Origin of the sequence: Mesorhizobium sp., assembly GCF_965229135.1 — a bacterium.
In the GTDB taxonomy this organism is placed as follows: domain Bacteria; phylum Pseudomonadota; class Alphaproteobacteria; order Rhizobiales; family Rhizobiaceae; genus Mesorhizobium.
On record NZ_OZ245860.1, the window covers coordinates 1,943,642 to 1,964,844 of the forward strand.

Annotated in this window: 19 protein-coding genes; 10 read left to right on the top strand and 9 right to left on the bottom strand. The window is 62.7% G+C overall.

Going from position 1 to position 21,203, the window contains the following annotated elements:
• Positions 1–23: 23 nt before the first annotated feature.
• From smc to ACO07C_RS09480, 3 genes are all read right to left on the bottom strand, one after another.
• Positions 24–3,482 (bottom strand): chromosome segregation protein SMC, encoded by a 3,459-nt coding sequence (gene smc / locus ACO07C_RS09470; RefSeq protein WP_421913914.1) that lies wholly within the window; start codon positions 3,480–3,482, stop codon positions 24–26.
• A gap of 117 nt (positions 3,483–3,599) precedes the next feature.
• Entirely contained in the window at positions 3,600–4,328 is a 729-nt protein-coding gene (locus ACO07C_RS09475) for a DsbA family protein (RefSeq protein ID WP_421913915.1), read from the bottom strand.
• A 142-nt stretch (positions 4,329–4,470) separates the two neighbouring features.
• Entirely contained in the window at positions 4,471–4,971 is a 501-nt protein-coding gene (locus tag ACO07C_RS09480) for a DUF721 domain-containing protein (RefSeq protein WP_421913916.1), read from the bottom strand.
• A 59-nt stretch (positions 4,972–5,030) separates the two neighbouring features.
• Here ACO07C_RS09480 and mutY point away from each other — a divergent pair, with 59 nt between their 5' ends.
• A complete protein-coding gene (mutY, locus tag ACO07C_RS09485) occupies positions 5,031–6,143 on the top strand; it encodes an A/G-specific adenine glycosylase (RefSeq protein ID WP_421913917.1) in 1,113 nt (370 codons plus the stop codon).
• A gap of 11 nt (positions 6,144–6,154) precedes the next feature.
• Positions 6,155–6,766 carry an HAD family hydrolase gene (locus ACO07C_RS09490; RefSeq protein ID WP_421913918.1) on the top strand — a complete coding sequence of 204 codons (612 nt, stop codon included), beginning with the start codon at positions 6,155–6,157 and terminating at the stop codon, positions 6,764–6,766.
• Between the two features lie 67 nt (positions 6,767–6,833).
• Here the strand turns inward: ACO07C_RS09490 and ACO07C_RS09495 are convergent, their stop codons facing one another.
• Entirely contained in the window at positions 6,834–7,967 is a 1,134-nt protein-coding gene (locus ACO07C_RS09495; RefSeq protein ID WP_421913919.1) for a site-specific DNA-methyltransferase, read from the bottom strand.
• 176 nt (positions 7,968–8,143) lie between these two features.
• On the opposite strand from ACO07C_RS09495, the gene ACO07C_RS09500 reads away from it, so the two are divergent.
• Positions 8,144–8,833: an HAD family hydrolase gene (locus ACO07C_RS09500; RefSeq protein WP_421913920.1), complete on the top strand. Its 690-nt coding sequence runs from the start codon at positions 8,144–8,146 to the stop codon at positions 8,831–8,833.
• A gap of 42 nt (positions 8,834–8,875) precedes the next feature.
• Here ACO07C_RS09500 and ACO07C_RS09505 read toward each other — a convergent pair whose 3' ends face one another.
• Complete coding sequence (locus ACO07C_RS09505) at positions 8,876–9,586, bottom strand: hypothetical protein (RefSeq protein WP_421913921.1); 711 nt, start codon at positions 9,584–9,586, stop codon at positions 8,876–8,878.
• Positions 9,587–9,713: 127 nt separating this feature from the next.
• Between ACO07C_RS09505 and thrC the strand changes: the two genes are divergently transcribed.
• The 4 genes from thrC to ACO07C_RS09525 are packed head-to-tail and all read left to right on the top strand — an operon-like array spanning position 9,714 to position 15,922.
• Positions 9,714–11,111: a threonine synthase gene (thrC, locus tag ACO07C_RS09510; protein ID WP_421917481.1), complete on the top strand. Its 1,398-nt coding sequence runs from the start codon at positions 9,714–9,716 to the stop codon at positions 11,109–11,111.
• A gap of 14 nt (positions 11,112–11,125) precedes the next feature.
• Complete coding sequence (locus ACO07C_RS09515) at positions 11,126–12,418, top strand: M16 family metallopeptidase (protein WP_421913922.1); 1,293 nt, start codon at positions 11,126–11,128, stop codon at positions 12,416–12,418.
• Positions 12,419–12,433: 15 nt separating this feature from the next.
• Positions 12,434–13,030, top strand: a complete 597-nt coding sequence (locus ACO07C_RS09520; protein ID WP_421913923.1) for a GNAT family N-acetyltransferase — start codon at positions 12,434–12,436, stop codon at positions 13,028–13,030.
• Between the two features lie 3 nt (positions 13,031–13,033).
• A complete protein-coding gene (locus ACO07C_RS09525; protein ID WP_421913924.1) occupies positions 13,034–15,922 on the top strand; it encodes an EAL domain-containing protein in 2,889 nt (962 codons plus the stop codon).
• A 34-nt stretch (positions 15,923–15,956) separates the two neighbouring features.
• Here the strand turns inward: ACO07C_RS09525 and ACO07C_RS09530 are convergent, their stop codons facing one another.
• The gene (locus ACO07C_RS09530) at positions 15,957–16,565 is read right to left on the bottom strand and encodes a YqgE/AlgH family protein (protein WP_421917482.1); all 609 of its coding nucleotides are present in this window, start codon (positions 16,563–16,565) and stop codon (positions 15,957–15,959) included.
• Positions 16,566–16,776: 211 nt separating this feature from the next.
• Between ACO07C_RS09530 and ACO07C_RS09535 the strand changes: the two genes are divergently transcribed.
• The 3 genes from ACO07C_RS09535 to ACO07C_RS09545 all read left to right on the top strand — a co-directional run bounded on the left by ACO07C_RS09535 (position 16,777) and on the right by ACO07C_RS09545 (position 18,654).
• The gene (locus ACO07C_RS09535) at positions 16,777–17,586 is read left to right on the top strand and encodes a protein-disulfide reductase DsbD domain-containing protein (RefSeq protein ID WP_421913925.1); all 810 of its coding nucleotides are present in this window, start codon (positions 16,777–16,779) and stop codon (positions 17,584–17,586) included.
• Between the two features lie 97 nt (positions 17,587–17,683).
• On the top strand, positions 17,684–18,169 hold the full coding sequence (locus ACO07C_RS09540; RefSeq protein ID WP_421913926.1) for a peroxiredoxin: 486 nt from the start codon (positions 17,684–17,686) through the stop codon (positions 18,167–18,169).
• 5 nt (positions 18,170–18,174) lie between these two features.
• The gene (locus tag ACO07C_RS09545; protein ID WP_421913927.1) at positions 18,175–18,654 is read left to right on the top strand and encodes a DUF2938 domain-containing protein; all 480 of its coding nucleotides are present in this window, start codon (positions 18,175–18,177) and stop codon (positions 18,652–18,654) included.
• Between the two features lie 12 nt (positions 18,655–18,666).
• Here ACO07C_RS09545 and rnhA read toward each other — a convergent pair whose 3' ends face one another.
• The 3 genes from rnhA to ispH are packed head-to-tail and all read right to left on the bottom strand — an operon-like array spanning position 18,667 to position 21,190.
• Positions 18,667–19,206 carry a ribonuclease HI gene (gene rnhA / locus ACO07C_RS09550; protein WP_421913928.1) on the bottom strand — a complete coding sequence of 180 codons (540 nt, stop codon included), beginning with the start codon at positions 19,204–19,206 and terminating at the stop codon, positions 18,667–18,669.
• A 5-nt stretch (positions 19,207–19,211) separates the two neighbouring features.
• The gene (locus tag ACO07C_RS09555; protein WP_421913929.1) at positions 19,212–20,174 is read right to left on the bottom strand and encodes a homoserine kinase; all 963 of its coding nucleotides are present in this window, start codon (positions 20,172–20,174) and stop codon (positions 19,212–19,214) included.
• A gap of 5 nt (positions 20,175–20,179) precedes the next feature.
• The gene (gene ispH, locus ACO07C_RS09560; protein ID WP_421913930.1) at positions 20,180–21,190 is read right to left on the bottom strand and encodes a 4-hydroxy-3-methylbut-2-enyl diphosphate reductase; all 1,011 of its coding nucleotides are present in this window, start codon (positions 21,188–21,190) and stop codon (positions 20,180–20,182) included.
• Positions 21,191–21,203 lie beyond the last annotated feature (13 nt).

A 21,203-nucleotide genomic window follows, 5' to 3' on the forward strand; every position in this document is an offset into this window, starting at 1 on the left:
CTGCCAGGTTCGGCAGGGCGGCCTCAGCTTGCCTCGCGCATGGCCTCGGCCGCCTGCAGATCGACCGATACAAGCTGGCTAACGCCCTGCTCGGCCATGGTCACGCCGAAAAGCCGGTTCATCCGTGCCATTGTGATCGGATTGTGCGTGATGATGACGAAGCGCGTCTCGGTGGTCCTGGCCATTTCGTCCATGAGATTGCAGAACCGCTCGACATTGTGATCGTCGAGCGGCGCATCGACTTCGTCGAGCACGCAGATTGGCGCGGGGTTGGTGAGGAAGACGGCGAAGATCAGCGACATCGCCGTCAGCGCCTGCTCGCCGCCTGACAGCAGCGTCATCGTCTGCGGCTTCTTGCCAGGCGGCCGGGCAAGGATTTCCAGGCCGGCTTCGAGCGGATCGTCGGATTCGATGAGCTGAAGTTCGGCCGTGCCACCGCCGAACAGATGCGAGAACAGCCGCTGGAAATGGCTGTTGACCACGTCGAAAGCAGCAAGCAGCCTTTCGCGCCCTTCGCGGTTAAGGCTTTGGATCGCCTGCCGCAACTTGCGGATGGCCTCGATGATATCCTCACGCTCGGAGACGATGGCCTCCAGCCGGTCTGAAAGCTCCTTCTGTTCCTCCTCGGCGCGCAGATTGACGGCGCCCAGCCGTTCGCGCTCGATCTTCAACCGGTCCAGCTGGCGTTCGATCTCGCCCATTTCGGGCATCGGGCTGTCGGCTTCGAGACCAGTATGGCGAATGACGAGGTGCGGCGGGGTGTTCAGTGTTTCCTGAATGCGCGCCTCGACTTCCAGCCGCCTTTCGTCGGCGGCGGTCAGGCGCTCTTCGGCGCGGACACGGGTCTCGCGCGCCTCGGCCAGCGACTGGATCGCCGAGGTCGCTGCCTTGTCGAGTTCGGACTGCTTGTTCTCCGCCTCTTGCAGTCGATCTCCCGCCGCCTTGCGCAGCGACTCGGCCTCGGTGAGTTGCGACAGCAGCGCACGCCGCTTGGCGTCGATTTCATCGGGCGCGTCGGCAAGCCGCTCGCGTTCGGCCTCGGCCTCGGCCCTGCGCTCTCCCAGCGCCTCTATCTGCGTCGACGCGTTTTCGGCGCGCTCCAGCCAGTTGCGGCGTTCCACGCCAATGGCATCGAGCCGGCGCATGCGCGCCTCGGCCTCACGTCGCAGCCCTTCGTGAACGGCGCGTGCATCGGCGAGCGCGGCGCGATCACCGGAGACACGGGCGGCGGACTGTTCGAGCTGCAATTGCAGATCGCCGAGGTCAGGGGCGCTTTGCAACAGCATCTCCGCCTCGGCAAAAGCCGCCGACGTCTCTTCGTGGCTATCGACGATGCGCGCGCGCGCTTCTTCAAGCGCCGCACGCCGGCTCGACAATTCACCGCCGGCTTTTTCGGCCTGAGCCAGCACGGTGCGGGCAGCATCCAGGCCATGCTGGGCGTCGCGCGCGGCCTGCCGGGCGTTGCGTTCGGCTTCACTGACATGGCGAAGCGCTAGTTCCGCCCGCGCAAGCGCTTCCTCGGCGTCGCGCAGGACAAGCGTGGCCTGAACCGCTTCGGCATCAAGTTCGGCCAACCGGTTCTTCTGTGCCAACCGCTGCGCGGCAGCGGTCGGCGCGTCGGCGCTGGCGGTGAATCCATCCCAACGCCAGAGTGCTCCCTCAAGGGTGACCAGCCGCTGCCCCGGAGAAAGCTGTGACTGAAGCCTGCGCCCATCCTCAGCTTCGACGATGCCGATCTGTGCCAATCTGCGAGCCAGCTGCGCCGGGGCTCGAACCACGCTCGCAAGGCTCTTGATGCCCTCGGGCAAGGCTGGGTCACCCGGCTGGATCTCGCTTTGCCCCCAATGCACCGGCGCGCTGCGATCAAGCGGCACGTCAAGGTCTTCGCCAAGGGCAGCACCCAGTGCCGTCTCAAAGCCGCGTTCGACGCTGATCTGCTCCAGAACAGAGGGAAAGAGTTCCCCGCTGGCGGCATTCAGGATCTTGGCCAGTGTGCGCGCCTCGGTTTCGATCCGTGCCAGCTCCGCCTTGGCGTCCTGCACCGGCGGGCGCGCCGCACCTTCCGCCGCGCGTGCCTCGATCACGGCCTCTTCGGTCTCGAGGACTGCTGCCTCGGATTCTTCGAGCAAGGCCAATGCCTGTTCGACCAGCACCCGCTTCTCGGCGGGATCAGGCAGGCCCGCGACCCTGGAAACGATGTCGGACAGTTCCCGATCCAGTTCAGCAAGCTGACGCGCGAAGCGGTCGCGGCGCTCGGCGGTTTCGCGCAACGAACGCTCGATCTGGTTGCGCGATGCGGCCGCCTCCGCGCGTTCCGCCGTCAATGCCGAGAGTTTTGTTTCGCTCGCGGCAAGCGTCGCACCCGCCTGTTCGAAGGCAGCCCTGGTGGTGGCCTCGCGTTCGGCAGCGCCGGCGTTTTCGGAATTGAGCGAAGCCTCCTCGGCACGAAGCCGTTCCAGAATGTCCGCATTGTCGCGGACCATGCGCTCCTCACGGGCGATATCGCCATCCAATTGCTGGAGCCGGCGGTCGATTTCCGCCTGGCGGGCGCGGATGCGGCCCGCTTCCTCCTCGATTTGCGACTTCGCGATCGAGAGGCGCTGGAAGGCGGCGGCGGCGGCGGCTTCCGCGTCGCGCAGATCCGGCAGCCGGTGCGCGCCGATGCCCTGCTCCCTCGCCGCATTCATCTGCGACGCGGCCCTATCGCCGACCAGCGCGGTCGCGATCGCCAGCGCCGAACGCGCCTCGCCTTCCTGCGTCTTGGCCAGTGTCCAGCGCAGATGCAGCAGCGTCGCCTCGGCCTTGCGGATATCGGCGGACAAGTTCTTGAAGCGCGAGGCCTGACGCGCCTGGCGCTTCAGGCTTTCGATCTGGCTTTCCAGCTCGCCAACCACATCGTCCAGCCGTTCAAGGTTCTGCTCGGCTGCCTTCAGCCGCAGTTCGGCCTCGTGGCGGCGTGTGTGCAGGCCGGAAATGCCGGCTGCCTCTTCCAGCAGTGCCCGGCGCGCCTGCGGTTTTGCCTGGATGAGTTCGCCGATGCGGCCCTGTCCGACCATCGAAGGCGACCGCGCGCCCGTCGACTGATCGGCGAACAGCAGCTGGACATCCTTGGCGCGTGCCTCCTTGCCGTTGATGCGATAGACCGATCCCGCCTCGCGCTCGATACGGCGCGACACCTGCAGCTCATCCGCATCGTTGAAGGCGGCGGGCGCGGTACGGTCGGCGTTGTCGAGGAAAAGTGTGACTTCGGCGGTATTGCGGGCCGGGCGTGTCCCTGATCCGGAGAAGATCACGTCGTCCATGCCCGACGCACGCATGTTCTTGTATGAGCTTTCGCCCATCACCCAGCGCAGCGCCTCGACCAGGTTCGACTTGCCACAACCATTGGGCCCGACGATGCCCGTCAGGCCACGCTCGATGACAAATTCGCCGGGTTCGACGAAGGACTTGAAACCGAGGAGGCGAAGGCGCGAAAATTTCATTCGCGCCGTCCCTCGGCTGGGTTCCGCGACAATATCCCACGGTTTTGCGGCAACATGCCGCGAGATAACGGAAAGCCGCGCGCGCCGAAGCGTCGCCGCGCCGGCGCTGACGAAACGTCAGAGCAGAGGGTCGATGATGGCCGACATTTCCTCAATCGACATCGCACCTTTGTAGGTCTTTCCGTTGATAAAGAAGGTCGGTGTCGAGTCGACCTTGAATTCATTGGCGCCACGCTTCTGAACCGATCTCACATCGTCCAGAAGTTTCTGGTCCGTCAAGCAGGCTTCGAACGACTCCTGTGTAAAACCGGCAAGCTTCGAGATTTGCAGCAAGGCATCCTTGGTGTTTGACACACCGACCCAGTTGGCCTGCTGCTTGAACAGGACATCGACCATCGGGAAATAGTTATCCTTGGAGCAGCGCGCCAGCATGAAACCGGCTTCCGCGCTCGGGTCGAACGGGAACTCGCGCAGAATGTAGCGTGCCTTGCCGGTGTCGATGTATTTCGTCTTGAGCGCCGGGAACGTCGTCTCGGCGAAATGCGCGCAATGCGGGCAGGTCATCGAGGCGTATTCGACAATCGTGACCTTCGCATCGTCCTTTCCGAGCTGCTTGTCGGGCAGCGCGCCTGGCTTCAGCAATTCAGCCATGTCCACCGTGCCCTGGGCCTCGGGCGCCTCGGCGGCGGCCGGCGTGGCAAGCTTGGCCGGAGCTGCCGGCGCGTCCGGCTTGACCTCCGCTGCCTTGGCCTCATCGGCGGAGTCGCTGCATGCTGCGAGCAGAGCCACCGCCGGGATGGCGGCCAGCGAGGACAGGACGTTTCTGCGAGACAAGGAACGGGTCATTCGAATCACCTGAGAATGGTTGGATTTTGCAATGCAAAGGCTAGAAAAGGCGAGACTTGGCGCGAATTAAGGCATCGCTGTCCCCAATCCAATCGACAGGCTCTACCCTGCTGATCACGAATACGCGACAGGTTGGCCAAGGCTACTGCTTCCTTTCGCCGATAAGGGTGGCGCCAAGCCTTTCCAGCGAGGCGCGCAACGCATCATCCTCGACCTTTTCAACCGTGGCGGACAGTTTTGTCTTTTCGGCGGCGGTCAATGGCCTGAGCGTCGGCTTGTGCCGGCCCTTGTCCGCCGTCACCGGCTTCTGCACGATCTTGATGCGGCCAATGGCGTTGAAGCCAAGGAAAGCGTTAACCCGGTTGATGATCTCGCCGGTTTCGTGTTGCAGGTGGAGTGCCGCCATGCCTTCGCAGGCAATGACCAGCACCGCCGGCTCGAACGGATCGTCCTCGTGCATGCGGCGCGGCCACTGGATTTTCTCGGGGCGCGAGCGGCTGGCGAGCCGAGGCCCGGCTATCTCTTCCCACGACTGGACAAGGCCGATCGAGATACCGGCCCGTTTGCGAAGCACCGGATCCAGGATCAGCATTGAAAGATCGCCAACCGGGACGGGATTGCCGAAGGGCTGTCTCCCTGCCATGTACATTCTCCAGCAAGACCTTCACCATGACGCACAGGCTAGGGCCAGTTCCTCGATCAATGGCACCGCACGACCAGACCCGCAAGGCCGTCCATCAAGATAGCGACGACATAGCATCCCGGTTGCTCGGCTGGTATGACAAGCATCACCGTGACTTGCCATGGCGTACTCCGCCGCGCGAGCTCGCGCGCGGTACGCGGCCCGACCCCTACCGTGTGTGGCTTTCCGAAGTCATGTTGCAGCAAACCACGGTCGAAGCGGTAAAATCCTATTTCAGGGCGTTCCTGGAAAAATGGCCGACGATCGATGCCCTGGCTGCCGCGCAAGCCGACGATGTCATGAAGGCCTGGGCCGGGCTTGGCTACTACTCCCGCGCGCGCAATCTGAAGGCATGCGCTGATATCGTTGCCCGGCGAGGCGACGGGTTCCCCGACACAGAGACGGGCCTCAGGGACCTGCCAGGCATCGGCGCCTATACGGCGGCGGCGATTGCCGCCATCGCATTCGACCGTCCCGCCGCGGTCGTCGACGGTAATGTCGAGCGGGTCATCTCCCGGCTGTTTTCGATCGTCACGCCCCTGAGCGAAGCCAAGAGCGAGATACGTGCCCATGTCGAGCGTATGGTTCCGTCCACAAGACCGGGTGACTTCGCCCAGGCGATGATGGATCTGGGCGCCACGATCTGCACGCCGCGTCGGCCGCGTTGCATGCTTTGCCCGCTACGCGAGGATTGCAGCGCCACCGTTTCGGGCGATCCCGAACGCTTTCCGGTTCGCCTGCCGAAGAGCGAGAAACCATCGCGGCGGGGAGCAGCGTTCGTCGCCGTCAGGAGCGACGGCGCCATCCTTTTGCGCAAGCGTGTGGAAAAGGGACTTCTGGGCGGCATGTCCGAAGTGCCGACAACCGGCTGGACGGCCCGGATCGACGGCGCGACCACGGCTGACGCGGCACCCTTCCCCGGCAAATGGCGGCGTGCCGGCAGCGTCACGCATGTGTTCACCCATTTTGCGCTGGAGCTCGACGTCTTCCATGCTGATGTGGGCGGCGCGACGCCTGCTGGATATTTCTGGTCGATGCCTGCTGAAATTTCAGGGGAAGCTCTACCCACTGTCATGAAAAAGGTAATCGAGGCAGCGATACCGGGCGCGACCAAGAGGCAGCGGCCGGAGTGAAGAGGACAAGCATGACCGAAATCCGCCACATCGTTTTCGACATCGGCAAAGTGCTGGTTCACTACGACCCCAACATTCCGTTCAGCCGGCTGATCCCCGATGAGAACGAGCGGAAGTGGTTCTTCGACAATGTCTGCACGCATGACTGGAACATCGAGCAGGATCGTGGCCGGACCTGGGAAGAAGCCGAGGCGCTGGCCATCGCCGACCATCCCGTCCACGCCGAAAACATCCGCAATTTTCGTCGCCATTGGCATGAAATGGCTCCACACGCCTATGACGACAGCGTCGCCATCATGGAGAGACTGATCGAGACCGGCCACGACGTAACGCTGCTGACCAACTGGGCAGCCGACACCTTCGTCGAGGCCCGAGGCCGCTTTCCGTTCCTGAATCGCCCGCGTGGCATAACCGTGTCCGCCGAGATCGGCCTGATCAAGCCCGATCGCAGGATCTACGACCATCACGTCGCCTCTTTCGGCCTCGATCCGGCCGCTTCCCTGTTCATCGACGACAGCCAGAAGAATGTCGATGGCGCGAAGGAGGCCGGCTGGCAAGCGGTGCTGTTCACCGACGCCAGGACACTTCAAGCAGATCTTGAACGCCTCGGAATCAAGGTGTGATCCGAATCGCTTCCGCTGTTCCGTTGAGGATTTGAATCAACGACACATCCCGAAGCTGGGCTGGAGCTCAGGCCCCAGCCCGTTCCATGCCGAGACGCGCAATGCGGCGAAGCTCGTCGATCGGGGTCAGGCCGCCGCTGCGTTCATAATGCCAGAACGTCCAGCCGTTGCAGGCGTCCAATCCCTGCACTTCCGCGCCGATCTTGTGGATCGAGCCCGCGCTGTCGCCGATCGCCACCGTGCCGTCGGCGCGCACCTTGGCCGCCCAGCGCTTCTTGGCGTCGTAAAGCGTGGCACCGGGCACCACCAACCCGGTGTCGATGAGGCTGACGAAGGCAACGCGCGGCTCGGCGCGCTTGCCGGTCAGGACGGTCAGGTCCGCGCCTTCGAGCGGTCGCACGGCGTCGATGCGCTCATTGGCGGCGTCGATATAGACCTGCTCGCGCTCGATACCGACGAAGTGGCGGCCGAGGCGCTTTGCCACCGCGCCCGTGGTGCCCGAGCCGAAGAACGGATCAAGCACGATATCGCCAGGCTTCGTCGAAGCCATCATGATGCGGGCGAGCAGCGCCTCCGGCTTCTGCGTCGGATGCAACTTGTCGCCATTGTCGTTCTTGAGGCGCTCGCCGCCGGTGCAGATGGGAAACAGCCAGTCGGAGCGCATCTGGATGTCGTCGTTGGATGCCTTCATGGCTTCGTAATTGAAGGTGTAGCCCTTGCTCTTCTGATCGCGCGAAGCCCAGATCATCGTCTCATGGGCGTTCTGGAAGCGGCGTCCGCGGAAATTCGGCATCGGGTTGGTCTTGCGCCAGACGACATCGTTGAGGATCCAGAACCCCAGATCCTGCATCTTGGCGCCAACCCGGAAGATATTGTGGTAGGAGCCGATGACCCAGATCGTACCATTGGGCTTCAGCACCCGTCGCGCCGCCAGCAGCCAGGCTCGGGTGAAGGCGTCATAGGCCTCAAAACTCTCGAAATGGTCCCAGTCGTCGTCAACCGCGTCGACCTTGGACTGGTCCGGACGATGCAGGTCGCCGTCGAGCTGCAGATTGTAGGGTGGGTCGGCGAAAATCACGTCGATGGATTTTTCGGGCAGCCGGTCGAGCGCGGCGACGCAGTCGCCCTTGAGGATCGTATCCAGCCACTCGGACTGCTGAGGAGCATGGGAAAGCTCGGCAAGAAGACGCACGGCAGACATTGTTACACCCAGGGCACGCGTTACTGTTTACTCGCCGTTATGGTTACCGATCAGCGTAAATATTCAGTGAAGGTACAGAGTCCGGGCCGGCAATTTGCGAAGGCTGGCCTGTTGGTGTATGCCGCGCCGCCTGAGCCGTCTCGGCCTTATCCCTTCCTCACGCATTCCGGATCGCCATGCCCCAGCCAGACCTTGTCATCTTCGATTGCGACGGCGTGCTCGTCGATTCCGAAATCATCGCCGCGCGTGTGGAAGCGGAACTCCTGACGATGGCCGGTTACGAGATCTCGGCCGAGGAACTCGCCGAGACCTATGCCGGGTTGACCTTCAAGGACATCATGATGCGGGTCGAGGAAAAATCCCTGATCCCGTTCCAGGCCTCGCTGATCGACAAGGCCGAAGAACTCGTCGATCGCAAATTGCGCAGCGACGTGCGCGCTATCGACGGCGTGCGTGAGGCGGTTGCCGGGGTGACCGCCCCGCGCTGCATCTGCTCGAATTCGCGCTCGGAGCGGATCGAGTTCATGCTCGAAAAGGTCAACCTGCTGCCTTTCTTTGGCGGCCGGATATTTTCGGCGCTTGAAATTCCGACCGGAAAAACCAAGCCAGCTCCCGATGTCTTCCTTTTTGCCGCCGAAAAGCTCGGCGCAGACCCGGCCAACACCTTCGTCATCGAGGATTCCGTGCACGGCGTTTCCGGCGCCAGGGCGGCTGGCATGCGCGTCATCGGCTTCACAGGAGCCAGCCACAGCTATCCAGGTCATGCCGATGCGCTGACCGAGGCAGGCGCGGAAACGGTCATCCGGCGCTGGGCGGAACTGAAAAGCGTGATCGCCGCCTTGTCGGAATGGTCGGCGGATGCCTGAGAAAGATGTGCGTCCGACGGACGCACATCGGCAACGTGCCGCTCAATTCGTCGCGGTGACTTTCTTCCTGTGGGTCTTCTTCTTCGACTTGTCCGTCGCCGCTTTCGGCGTCGTTTCGTCATAGCCGGCATAGGCCTGGTAGTCCTGGGCCGAGGGCTCGGGCACCACTACATTCGAATCGGTGAAGACAAACTGCGTGGCAACCGAAGGGTCGGTCACCTGGACCTGGTACTGATGAAGCTGCGAGTACAGGACATCCGCGCCGTGCATCACCGCGATGCGGATAGGCATGGTGATTGTGCCCGGGCTGAACTTCGGTCCGGGGACGATCTTGCCGGCAACGGCGATCTTCATGCTCAACGAGCCATTCGCGCGGCTGCAATCGCGCGTCACATCGGTGACCGATGCCTGGTAGATGATGTTGAGCGAGTCGTCCGCCGGTGCGGCGGCCGTATCAGGTGCCGGCTGCGCATCCGAGGCAGTGGGGCCCTTCTTCTTCTTGGGTGCCGGCGCCGCCTTGGCATAGGTGTTGAAGAAGGCGGTCCCGTCCCGCACCGTCACTTTCGGGCAGTAGGCCTGCAATTGACTGGCCAGCACCTTGGGATCCGCCGGAGGCGGCGGCGTCGGATCCTTCTTCCCAAAGCCAAGGCCGAGAACGCCATTGTCGCTTGATTGGCAGCCGGCGGCGGCAAGCATAAAGCCGGTAAGCGCAAGACCCGCGACAAAGCGACGGTTGAATGAACGAAACCCCATAAACTGCACTTCCCTCTCGCAAAGCTGGTGACGTATATCAACCGCGCGGCAAAAATGCGACTGAGCCAACGCAGAAATTCACCACTTCGCCGCGGATGAAAAGCCCGGCAGCAATGGACCTGTGATGATGCAATATGTGAGTACTCGCGGGGAAGCGCCCGTGCTTGGATTTTCCGACGCGGTGATGGCAGGCCTGGCGCGGGACGGCGGCCTTTATGTGCCGCGCGAATGGCCGCGGTTTTCAGCTTCCGAAATCCGCGCCATGCGCGGGCTTGCCTATCCTGACCTCGCCATTCGCGTGCTCTCACCGTTTCTGGGCGGCGAGATTGCGCCGCCGGTTTTCGAGCGCTTGGTGCGGGAAGCCTATGCAACCTTCCGCCACGATGCCGTCTGCCCGCTGGTGCAAACCGGCGCCAACAGCTTCGTCCTGGAACTCTTCCACGGTCCGACGCTGGCCTTCAAGGACGTGGCGATGCAGCTTCTCGCCCGCTTGATGGACCACGTGCTGGCGGAACGCGGCCAGCATGCCACGATCGTCGGCGCGACATCCGGCGACACCGGCGGTGCTGCCATCGACGCTTTTGCCGGTCGCGACCGGACCGACATCTTCATCCTGTTCCCGCATGGCCGCGTCTCGCCCGTGCAACAGCGGCAGATGACGACGTCTACGGCTGGCAACGTCCACGCGCTGGCTGTCGAAGGTAATTTCGACGATTGCCAGGGCCTCGTGAAGGACATGTTCAACGACCACGGCTTTCGTGACCGGGTATCGCTGTCGGGTGTCAATTCGATCAACTGGGCCCGCATCATGGCCCAGATCGTCTATTATTTCTCGTCGGCGCTGTCGCTGGGCGCGCCCGACCGGCCGGTGTCGTTCACGGTTCCCACCGGCAACTTCGGCGACATATTCGCCGGCTACGCCGCCAAGAAGATGGGCCTGCCGATCGAGCGGTTGGTCATCGCGACCAATGACAACGACATCCTGGCGCGCGCACTCTCGACAGGAGAATACCGGACCAAAGGCGTATTCCCGACCACATCACCATCGATGGATATCCAGGTCTCGTCGAACTTCGAACGATTGCTGTTCGAAGCGTCCGGCCGAAACGCCGCGACCGTGCGTCGCTACATGAACGGTCTCAAGCAGTCCGGTGCCTTCACCATCGAAGCAGCGGAAATCGCCAGCATCCGCTCCGAGTTCGACGCCGGCCGCGCGACCGTCGACGAGGTGGCGGCGACGATCCGATCGACGCTTGCCCGTAGCAACTACCTGCTCGACCCGCACACCGCCGCGGCAGTGCATGTGGCGGCGGGCAAGACCGCCGGCCCCGTTCCCATGGTGGTTCTGGGCACGGCCCATCCGGCCAAGTTCCCGGCAGCCGTCGAGGCCGCAAGCGGCGTCTCCCCCGCACTGCCCGCATGGCTAGGTGGATTGATGACCGCGGAGGAAAAATACTCGGTACTTCCATCTGACCTGAAAATGGTGGAAGATTATGTCAGCCGCCGCGCGCGAGCGGCGCGTTAGGGAGTACTTGCCATATGGGTGTTGAGGTAAGCCGTCTGTCGAACGGCCTGACAGTCGCCACCGAAACCCTTCCAAGCATCGAATCCGTTGCACTTGGTGCCTGGGTCAAGTCAGGCGCCCGCAACGAACGTGATGAAGAGCATGGAATGGCCCACCTGCTTGAACACATGGCGTTCAAGGGAACCAAGCGGCGTACCGCCTTCGAGATCGCCTCGGAAATCGAGGATGTCGGCGGCGAGATCAATGCGGCGACCAGCGTCGAGACCACATCCTACTATGCCAGGGTGCTCAGCGATGACGTGCCGCTGGCGGTGGATATTCTCGCCGACATCCTGCAGGAGTCGGAGTTCGACCCGCAGGAGCTCGAACGCGAGCAGCATGTGATCCTGCAGGAAATCGGCGCCGCGCACGACACGCCCGACGATATCGTCTTCGATCGGTTCACCGAAACGGCGTTCCGCCACCAGACCATCGGCCGCTCGATTCTCGGCACGCCGGAAACTGTCAAATCCTTCACCTCGAAACAGCTGCACGATTTCATCGAGCGCCAATATGGCGCCGAGCGCATGGTGATTGTCGCCGCAGGCGACATCAAGCACGACAATTTCGTGCGCGAGGTCGAGAAGCAGCTCGGCGGCTTCCGCACCAAGGCCGACAGCACAATCCCGCAATACGCACAGTATGTAGGCGGTGACTTCCGTGAGGACCGCGACTTGATGGACGCGCAGATCGTGCTGGGTTTTGAAGGCCGCGCCTACCATGTGCGCGACTTCTATGCTTCCCAGGTTCTGTCGATGATCCTCGGCGGCGGCATGTCGTCCCGCCTCTTCCAGGAAGTCCGCGAAAAACGCGGGCTGTGCTATTCCGTCTATGCTTTCCACTGGGGCTTTTCCGACACCGGCATATTCGGCGTGCACGCCGCGACCGGCCAGAGCGATATCGCCGAGCTCGTTCCGGTGATCATCGACGAATTGCAGAAAGCCGGCGAGAGCATACTCCAGCAGGAACTCGACCGGGCGCGCGCGCAATACCGCGCCGGGCTCATCATGTCCGCTGAAAGCCCGGCAAGCCGCGCCTCGCAGATCGCGCGGCAGATGCTCTTGTTCGGCCGGCCGATCGCCAAGGAAGAGCTGATGGAGCGGCTTTCGGCCCTTACCGTCGAGCGCCTGACCGACCTTTCATCGCGGCTGTTCTCAACCAAGCCGACGCTCACTGCTGTTGGCCCGGTAGGCACGCTGGCACCCTATGAAGCCATCCTCGATTCGCTTCCGGGCACGCACGCGACGGCCCGCAAGCTCGCCGTCTAAGACCATCAAAGCGTCGTGTTCGCGCTCCCTTTCTTTCGCCGTGACCTGCCGGCACTGAAAGGCGACCGCGTCACGCTGCGCGTGCCGTTCACCAACGACTACCGGGAATGGTCGACGCTGCGCGGCGAAAGCCGCGCCTTCCTTGAACCTTGGGAACCGCGATGGACGCCGGACGAGCTCGACCGCGCGGCCTGGCGGCATCGCATCAGCCGCTACCGCGAAGATTATGCACAGGGAACGGCGATAGCCTTCTTCATCTTCGAACGCGGCAGCGGCAAACTTGCGGGCGGCATCACGCTGGGCAACATCCGTCATGGCGTATCGCAGAGCGGCCATGTCGGCTACTGGATCGGCGAGCGTTTCGGCGGCCGTGGCCTGATGACCGACGCGGTCAAGGTCGTGTCGCGATTCGCCTTCGATACGCTGAGGTTGCACCGGATCGAAGCTGCCTGTATTCCCGACAACGCCCGATCGATCCGCGTGCTTGAAAAAGCCGGATTCCGGCGCGAAGGACTTCTGCGATCCTATCTCAGGATCAACGGCATCTGGCAGGATCACTACCTCTACGCCCGGATCGCCGACGATCCGCCGGGCGCTGGAACGAAGGGCTGATTTTTGACGAATTTCCTGCGAAATGGGCCGCTCTTCGCCCTTATCCTGGCGGCAATCGTCACGCTCTGCGCGGCGTCCTCGGCCTTCGCCGTCGAACCGATCAAGATTGCCCGCGACGACGTGGCGCTCGACCTTTCGGGCGCCGTCGAAATCTACCGAAACCAGGGCGACAACTTCCAGGTTTCGACCGCGCCCGGCCCCGATGGCATCGTGCGGCGCATCGAAGTCGAGGCCAAGGACGCGCGCTCGACCGGCGACTGGGCGGTGTTCGCGCTCGCCAACACCACCGACCAGCAACTCGACAGGTTGATCGTCGCGCCGCATTTTCGCCTGGTGAATTCCGGCATCTTCTGGCCCGACCTCGGATCGACGCGACTGGCGGCGATCACGCCCAGCGAAGGCTTCGCGCTCGACCGTCAGACCAGTCCGGATGCCGACGTGTTCCGCGTCACGCTGAACCCCGGCACGGTCATCACCTTCATCGCGGAACTCGCCTCGCCCAAACTGCCGCAGGTCTATCTGTGGGATCCTGAATCCTACAAGGACTCGGTCAATTCCTACACGTTGTTTCGCGGCATCGTCATCGGTATCGCCGGCCTGCTGGCATTGTTCCTGACCATTCTTTTCGTCGTCAAGGGTACATCGATGTTCCCGGCGACGGCGGCACTCTCCTGGGCGGTTCTGGCCTATATCTGCGTCGATTTCGGCTTCCTCAACAAGATCATCGAGATATCGCCCGGAAACGAACAAATATGGCGAGCGGGAACGGAGGTGGCGCTTGCGGCGACCTTCGTCGTCTTTCTGTTCACCTATCTCAACCTCAACCGATGGCATGGCCATTTCAGCTACGGCGCGCTGGTCTGGATCCTCGGGCTTGTGCTGATCGCCGGCGTCGCCATCGTCGATCCGGCGGTCGCGGCCGGCATCGCAAGATTGTCCTTTGCCGCCACGGCGCTGACCGGGCTGGGGCTGATTATCTTTCTCGGCCTGCGCGGCTACGACCGCGCCATCATGCTGGTGCCGAGTTGGGTGATGGTGCTGTTGTGGCTGTGCGGGTCGTGGATGGCGATCACCGGCATGCTCGACAACGACATCGCGCAGCCGGCGCTCGGTGGCGGCCTGATCCTGATCATCCTGCTCATCGGCTTCACGGTCATGCAGCACGCCTTTGCCGGCGGCGCCCTGCATCAGGGCCTGTTCTCCGACCTCGAACGCCAGGCGCTGGCCGTGGCCGGATCAGGCGACACGGTGTGGGACTGGGATGTACTGCGCGACCGCGTCGTCACAAAGCCGGACGTCAGCATACAGTTGGGGCTTGCGCCCAACAGCCTTGGCGGCGCTGCCCGCAACTGGCTGCCGGTGCTGCATGCCGACGACCGCGACACCTTCCGCACGACGCTCGACGTGGTGCTGGAACACCGGCGCGGCCGGGTGTCGCAGAATTTCCGCCTGCGCGGTGCGGATGGACACTATCACTGGTTTTCGCTGCGCGCCCGCCCGGTGATAGGATCGGACGGCGAGGTCATCCGCTGCGTCGGCACCATGGTCGACGTCACCGAGCAGAAAAAGTCCGAGGAACGGCTGCTGCACGACGCCGTGCATGACAATCTGACCGGCCTGCCCAATCGCGAATTGTACATGAACCGGTTGGAAGCCATTATTTCGATCGCGCGGACGGAAGAAAAGGTTCGGCCCACGGTCTTCGTGATCGACATCGACCGGTTCAAGCAGGTCAACGACGGGCTGGGCATCTCCGCCGGCGACACGATCCTTTTGACTATCGCGCGCCGCCTGCATCGCCTGCTCAAGCCGAAGGATTCCCTGTCCCGCTTTGCTGGCGACCAGTTCGCGCTGATGCTGCTTTCCGAACAGGATCCGGCCCGCATCGCTGGCATGGCGGACGCGATCAAGCATGCGATCAACAACCCCATCACCTTCGCCAAACGCGAAATCGTGCTCACCGCGTCGATCGGATTGATCACCTGGACCTCGGCGCAGACGTCCGCCGAGGACATGGTCAAGGACGCGGAGCTTGCCATGCATCAGGCCAAGCGTTTCGGCGGCGACAGGATCGAGCCGTTCCGGCCCGCCTTCCGTACCGTCGGCACCGACCGGCTGCAGTTCGAATCCGATCTGCGCCGCGCCATCGAGCGGCGCGAATTCACGCTCGCCTACCAGCCGATCGTGCGGCTGGAGGACGGCAGTGTTGCCGGTTTCGAGGCGCTGCTGCGCTGGGACCATCCGCGCCGCGGCATGATCCCGCCGGCGGATTTCATCCCGGTAGCGGAAAGCTGCGGCCTGATTGTCCAGCTTGGCCTGTTCGCCATGCAGCAGGCCGCCGAGGACCTGGCGGGATGGCAAAAGCAGATCGGCGATGCCCCATTGTCGGTCTCGGTCAACCTATCCAGCCGCCAGCTCATCCGCCGCGACCTGGTCAGCGACGTGCGTTCAGTGATCGCGCGGGCCAATCTGAAGCCGCGTTGCTTCCGGCTCGAGCTCACCGAATCGCTGGTGATGGACAATCCCGAGCAGACCGCCCATGTGCTGACCAAGCTCAAGCAGTTGGGCATCGGCCTGTCGCTGGACGATTTCGGCACCGGCTATTCGTCACTCGCATATCTGACCCGCTTCCCGTTCGACACGATCAAGATCGACAAGAGCTTTGTCGACGACAACACACCGAAACGCGCGGTGCTGCTCAAATCCATGGTCAACATGGCGCATGAGCTTGGGCTTTCCGTCGTGGCTGAAGGCATTTCGGACGAAAGCGATGCCCTGGAATTGCGGCAGATGGGCTGTGAATATGTCCAGAGTTTCATGTTTGGCGCGCCGATGCCCAGCGATCAGGTGCTCAAGACGCTGAAAGAGCAGTATCCGCTTACGCAGGCGTGATCAGCATCACGATCTTGCTGGAACCTGATCGAGCCTAGGCGTGACCGGCTGCCAGGCTGAGATGCGCCAGATCAATGCCTATCGAGGCGAGGATGCGGTCGTATTTGCGCTCGATGTCAGCGTCGAAAAGAAGCTCGGGGCTGGCGGGGCAGGTCAGCCAGCCATTCTCGGCAATCTCGCTTTCCAGTTGGCCGGCGCCCCAGCCTGAATAGCCGAGCGCCATCAACGCACGCCTGGGTCCCCTGCCCGACGATATGGCCCGCAGGATATCGACGGTGGCGGTCAGGCAAATGTCGTCGGAGACGGTGAGCGACGATTCCACCCTGTAGTCGCCCGAATGCAGGACGAAACCACGGCTTCGGTCCACTGGACCGCCATTGCGCACCACGAAGTCGCGCGCCTGTGCAGGAAGGCGGATCGCTTCCTGCTCGTTCATGATGCCGAGTTGCACAAGCAGATCGGGAAAAAGCATCTGCTGCGTCTGATTGATGATCAGGCCCATGGCGCCTTCATCACTGTGGGCGCAAATGTAGATGACGGAGCGCGTGAACCGGTCGTCCTTCATGCCAGGCATGGCAATCAGGAACTGATCATCGAGAAAGCCGCGCGATGCGGCCGTCTTCTTGTTGCGCAACAACTCCATGGTAAGGAAGGTAACGCGTTTCCAAAGCGCCGGAAAGATGCGTTTCATCCGATTCGACCAAGGCAGTAGTCCAGAATGAAGGTACTCGGCCTGCAATTCTCTTCGGCGGAACGGGTGGGCCTGGCGTCCAGGGTGCGAGGTCACGCAAATATGATACAGCAATGCCAGTGAAACCATTGCGCCGACATGAACGCACGATCAAATCACCGCCATGCAAAAAAGCCTGAAGATCCTGCTGCTCAGCACCGTCCTTGGGGCAGTGAGCGCCCTGCCCGCGATCGCTTCATCATCAAGTTGGTACATCAGCGAGGGCGGCAAGGTCCGTCTCGTCACGACCGGCAAACCGGATGAGGCCGGCCGCATCCAGGGTGTCCTCGACATTTCGCTCAAGCCCGGATGGAAGACCTACTGGCGCGACCCCGGCGATGCCGGGGTGCCACCCCAGATCGACATCTCCGCCAGCACCAACATTGCGGAAGCCCAGCTTTCCTTTCCCGCCCCGCAGCGGCACGATGACGGCTACGGCAAATGGGCAGGCTACGACTATCCGGTTTCCCTGCCGGTGACGTTCAGGCTGTCGGCGCCAAAGGATGCCGCCGTGATCGACGCGGATATCTTTCTCGGCATCTGCGAGACGATCTGCATTCCTGTACAGACAAGGCTGACCGTCGATCCCGCTGCTGATCCAGACAATGTCGACGATGCGGCCCTGGTGAAGGCGGCAGTTACGGCACTTCCCGCGCCAGCAAGCCCTGGTTTCGGCATAGATGTACTTCCGGGCGACCACGAGACCCTGAATGTCGAGGCAAGTTTTCCGGGCAGTCCGGAAGCCGCCGATTTCTTCATAGCCGGTGAGCAGGATTACATGTTCGGCGCCCCGACGCGCAGTGAGAAGGACGGTAAGCTGATTTTCACAGTACCGATCCTTGACAGGCCGTCGACGACGCCCACGGGTGGAGGACTTCATTATACGCTGACGAGCGCTGCCGGCGCCGTTGAAGGGTTGCTGCCTTTTCCCTGATCTGAGACCAGCCTCGTTGGCTCTCTCAATGGTTGCGGCGCGGGCGTTAGTCCGCTATCGCAGAGGTGGGTTTTCCAATCACTCAGATGAGGTTCCGATGACCATTTCCGTTGGCGACAAACTGCCTGAGGCGACCTTCAAGACGATGACCGCCGATGGTGCGAAGGCCATCACGACGGCGGAAATCTTTCCGGGAAAGAAGGTCGTGCTGTTCGCTGTCCCTGGCGCCTTCACGCCGACCTGCAGCAACAACCACCTGCCCGGCTATCTTGAAAACCACGACGCCATCCTGGCCCGTGGTGTCGACACCATCGCCGTCGTCGCGGTCAATGACGTTCATGTCATGGGCGCCTGGGCGCGCTTCACCGGCGGCGAAGGCAAGATCCTGTTCCTCGCCGACGGCAATGGCGAGTTCGCCAAAGCGATCGGCCTCGACATGGACCTGTCGGCAGGCAGCCTGGGGCTGCGTTCGAAACGGTTTTCGATGATCGTCGACAACGGCAACGTGACGACGCTGAACGTCGAGGGCAGCCCTGGCCAGGCGGTGGAATCGGGTGCCGCGAAAATCCTCGAACAGCTCTGAAGATCATGCTTGATGTCGTCTGGCGTGCCGTGGCGATCGGCATCGGCGCTACGGTGCTCATGGACCTCTGGGCCATCTTGCTGAACAAGGCGTTCGGACAGGCCAGGCCCAACTGGGCACCGGTAGGCCGCTGGGTCTGGCATCTGCGTGAAGGAAAAGTCTTTCACGACGATATCGGCCAGGCCGCGCCCTGTCGGCATGAACTGGCCCTGGGGTGGGCCTTTCATTATCTCGTAGGCATCGTCTACGGCATCATCCTGGTCGTGCTGGCGGGATCGGGCTGGCTGGCCGCGCCGACATTCCTGCCGGCCCTTGTCCTCGGCATCGTCACCGTCGGGGCCGGTTGGTTCCTGCTGGCTCCCGGCATGGGCGCCGGCTGGGCGGCGTCAAAGCGTCCGAACCCCATGCAAATCCGGGCCCTCAATCTGGTGTCGCATACCGTGTTCGCGCTTGGGCTTTACGGAACCGCGTTGCTGATCCGTTGAGGAGCCAATAGCTCAGTAGCTTTGGGTCGAGCGGCGCACCGGCCTGGTTGCCGGCTTCCTGACCTGCGTTGCGTCCTTCAGCGGTGCGACCGAGGGTGCGGAACCCGGCGATTTCTTCTTGAACGGCGCCATGCCCTCCCGAGCAAGTTCGTCGGCGCGTTCGTTCTCGGTATGGCCGGCATGACCCTTGACCCAGTTCCAGGTCACCTTGTGACGCCTGTTTGCCTCGTCCAGCGCCTGCCAGAGCTCACCATTCTTGACCGGCTTCTTGTCGGCGGTCTTCCAGCCGTTTTTCTTCCAGCCGTGGATCCATTTGGAAATGCCGTCCATGACGTATTTGCTGTCGGTGTGAAGGTCGACCGCGCAAGGCTCCTTCAGCGCGTTCAATGCCGAAATGGCGGCCAGCAGTTCCATGCGGTTGTTGGTTGTCTCCGCCTCGCCGCCGGAAAGCTCCTTGGTGGTGCCGTTGAAACGCAGGATCGCGCCCCAGCCACCTGGGCCGGGGTTGCCTGAACAGGCACCGTCGGTGAAGATCTCAACGCGCTTGTTCATCTCGGTCATGTCAGTCCGTACTCGGATGGGGATTTGATGGCTCGGTGGAACCGCATCCTGCGGATATACTCGGTCGGGTCGCGTTTCATGACCAGACCGCCATCGGGAACAGTCAGCCAGTCATAGAGCCGGGTCAGCATGAAGCGTACAGCAGAGCCTCGAGCCAGCATCGGCAGCGCCGCCCTCTCCGCCCCGCTCAGGGGACGCACGCTCTGATAGCTGGCAAGAAGCGCCGTACCCTTGGTCAGATTGAAGGAAAAATCCTTCTCGAAACACCAGGCGTTGAGACAGGTGGCGACGTCATACGCATAGAGATCGTCGCAGGCGAAATAGAAATCGATCAGGCCGGAGAGCTTTTCGCCAAGGAAGAAGACATTGTCCGGGAAAAGATCGGCGTGGATGATGCCGGCGGGAAGATCCTTGGGCCAATCCCGTTCGAAATCGCCGAAATCCGCATCGACCTCAGCCGCCAGTCCAGGCTCGACTTCGTCGGCGCGATCGCGAGACGCGTCCCACAGCTTGCGCCATCCGTCGATGGCCAGCGCGTTCGGCCGGCGCATAGAGAAGTCCGCGCCAGCCACATGCAGTTCGGCCAGCGCCCTACCGACCTCCGCGCAATGCGCCGATGTCGGCCGGCGCAGCGAGAGACCTTCCAGGAAGGTGATGATAACGGCCGGGCGGCCGGCAAGCGTCCCGATCACCTCGCCATCATGTGCGGTCACTGGAAGCGGGCACGAAATCCCCTTCCTGGCGAGATGACCCATCAGGCCGAGGAAGAACGGCAGATCCGCCTTCTCGACGCGCTTTTCATAAAGCGTCAGGATGTAGGAGCCGCTGGTCGTGTGCAGCAGGAAATTTGAATTCTCGGTGCCTTCGGCTATGCCCTTGTAGGACAGGAGATCGCCGACCGGATAGTTCTTCAGGAATACGCCAAGCTCGCCTTCCGTGACGTCGGTATAGACAGCCATGCGCGTCACGCGGCTCCATTGACGAAGGCCATGTCGGCCGTCGTCAGCTCGACATCGCGCAGTACTCTCATCACCGGAAAATCCTCCGTCTCCGTCGCGGTAATCGCCAGGTCGATGGTCACATCGAAGCGCTGCCTGAAGGCATCGATGATCTCATCAACGATGATTTCGGGCGCCGACGCGCCGGCCGACAGGCCGAGCGTCGAAATGCCGGCGATGTCATTCCACGGAATCTCGGAGGCGCGCTGTACGAGAAGCGACATCGCAGCGCCGGCGCGCTCCGCCACTTCGACAAGACGACGGGAATTGGAGGAATTGGGCGCCCCGACGATCAGGAAGAGGTCGGCCCCCGGGGCCGTCTCCTTGACGGCTTCCTGCCGATTGGTGGTGGCGTAGCAGATCGATTCGGCCGCAGCCGCCTGCAAGTCCGGGAAGCGGTCTTTCAACGCGCGTATGATGCCAGCAGTATCTTCGACCGAGAGCGTCGTCTGGGTCACGAAGCCCAGCGCGTGAGGGTCGGCGGGAGTGAGCCGGGCGGCATCGGCTTCGGTCTCGACGAGCGTGACCGTTCCCTCCGGCAGCTGCCCCATGGTGCCGATCACTTCCGGGTGCCCGGCATGGCCGATCAGAAGCACGTGGCGGCCAAGGCGCTGGTGGCGCATCGCCTGCTTGTGAACCTTCGAGACCAGCGGACAGGTTGCGTCGAGATAGAAGAGGTTGCGCGCCTGCGCATCGGCCGGAACCGACTTCGGCACGCCATGAGCGGAGAAGACGACCGGGCTCTGGCGATGCTCGGCGGGTATCTCGGACAACTCCTCGATGAACACCGCGCCAAGGCTCTGCAGGCCCTCGACGACATAGCGGTTGTGCACGATCTCGTGGCGGACATAGACCGGCGCGCCGTATTTCTTCAACGCCAGAACAACGATCTGGATAGCGCGATCGACACCGGCACAGAAGCCGCGCGGCTGGCAGAGCCGGATCGTCAGAGGTGGCTTTGTGATCGGCTGAGGCATGATTCCATATCGG

What these genes read in the sequence shown, in the direction of transcription:
- smc (WP_421913914.1), bottom strand. Translation starts at nt 3,482, where the DNA reads ATGAAATTTTCGCGCCTTCGCCTCCTCGGTTTCAAGTCCTTCGTCGAA.
- ACO07C_RS09475 (WP_421913915.1), bottom strand. Translation starts at nt 4,328, where the DNA reads ATGACCCGTTCCTTGTCTCGCAGAAACGTCCTGTCCTCGCTGGCCGCC.
- ACO07C_RS09480 (WP_421913916.1), bottom strand. Translation starts at nt 4,971, where the DNA reads ATGGCAGGGAGACAGCCCTTCGGCAATCCCGTCCCGGTTGGCGATCTT.
- mutY (WP_421913917.1), top strand. Translation starts at nt 5,031, where the DNA reads ATGGCACCGCACGACCAGACCCGCAAGGCCGTCCATCAAGATAGCGAC.
- ACO07C_RS09490 (WP_421913918.1), top strand. Translation starts at nt 6,155, where the DNA reads ATGACCGAAATCCGCCACATCGTTTTCGACATCGGCAAAGTGCTGGTT.
- ACO07C_RS09495 (WP_421913919.1), bottom strand. Translation starts at nt 7,967, where the DNA reads ATGTCTGCCGTGCGTCTTCTTGCCGAGCTTTCCCATGCTCCTCAGCAG.
- ACO07C_RS09500 (WP_421913920.1), top strand. Translation starts at nt 8,144, where the DNA reads ATGCCCCAGCCAGACCTTGTCATCTTCGATTGCGACGGCGTGCTCGTC.
- ACO07C_RS09505 (WP_421913921.1), bottom strand. Translation starts at nt 9,586, where the DNA reads ATGGGGTTTCGTTCATTCAACCGTCGCTTTGTCGCGGGTCTTGCGCTT.
- thrC (WP_421917481.1), top strand. Translation starts at nt 9,714, where the DNA reads ATGCAATATGTGAGTACTCGCGGGGAAGCGCCCGTGCTTGGATTTTCC.
- ACO07C_RS09515 (WP_421913922.1), top strand. Translation starts at nt 11,126, where the DNA reads ATGGGTGTTGAGGTAAGCCGTCTGTCGAACGGCCTGACAGTCGCCACC.
- ACO07C_RS09530 (WP_421917482.1), bottom strand. Translation starts at nt 16,565, where the DNA reads ATGGAGTTGTTGCGCAACAAGAAGACGGCCGCATCGCGCGGCTTTCTC.
- ACO07C_RS09535 (WP_421913925.1), top strand. Translation starts at nt 16,777, where the DNA reads ATGCAAAAAAGCCTGAAGATCCTGCTGCTCAGCACCGTCCTTGGGGCA.
- ACO07C_RS09540 (WP_421913926.1), top strand. Translation starts at nt 17,684, where the DNA reads ATGACCATTTCCGTTGGCGACAAACTGCCTGAGGCGACCTTCAAGACG.
- ACO07C_RS09545 (WP_421913927.1), top strand. Translation starts at nt 18,175, where the DNA reads ATGCTTGATGTCGTCTGGCGTGCCGTGGCGATCGGCATCGGCGCTACG.
- rnhA (WP_421913928.1), bottom strand. Translation starts at nt 19,206, where the DNA reads ATGAACAAGCGCGTTGAGATCTTCACCGACGGTGCCTGTTCAGGCAAC.
- ACO07C_RS09555 (WP_421913929.1), bottom strand. Translation starts at nt 20,174, where the DNA reads ATGGCTGTCTATACCGACGTCACGGAAGGCGAGCTTGGCGTATTCCTG.
- ispH (WP_421913930.1), bottom strand. Translation starts at nt 21,190, where the DNA reads ATGCCTCAGCCGATCACAAAGCCACCTCTGACGATCCGGCTCTGCCAG.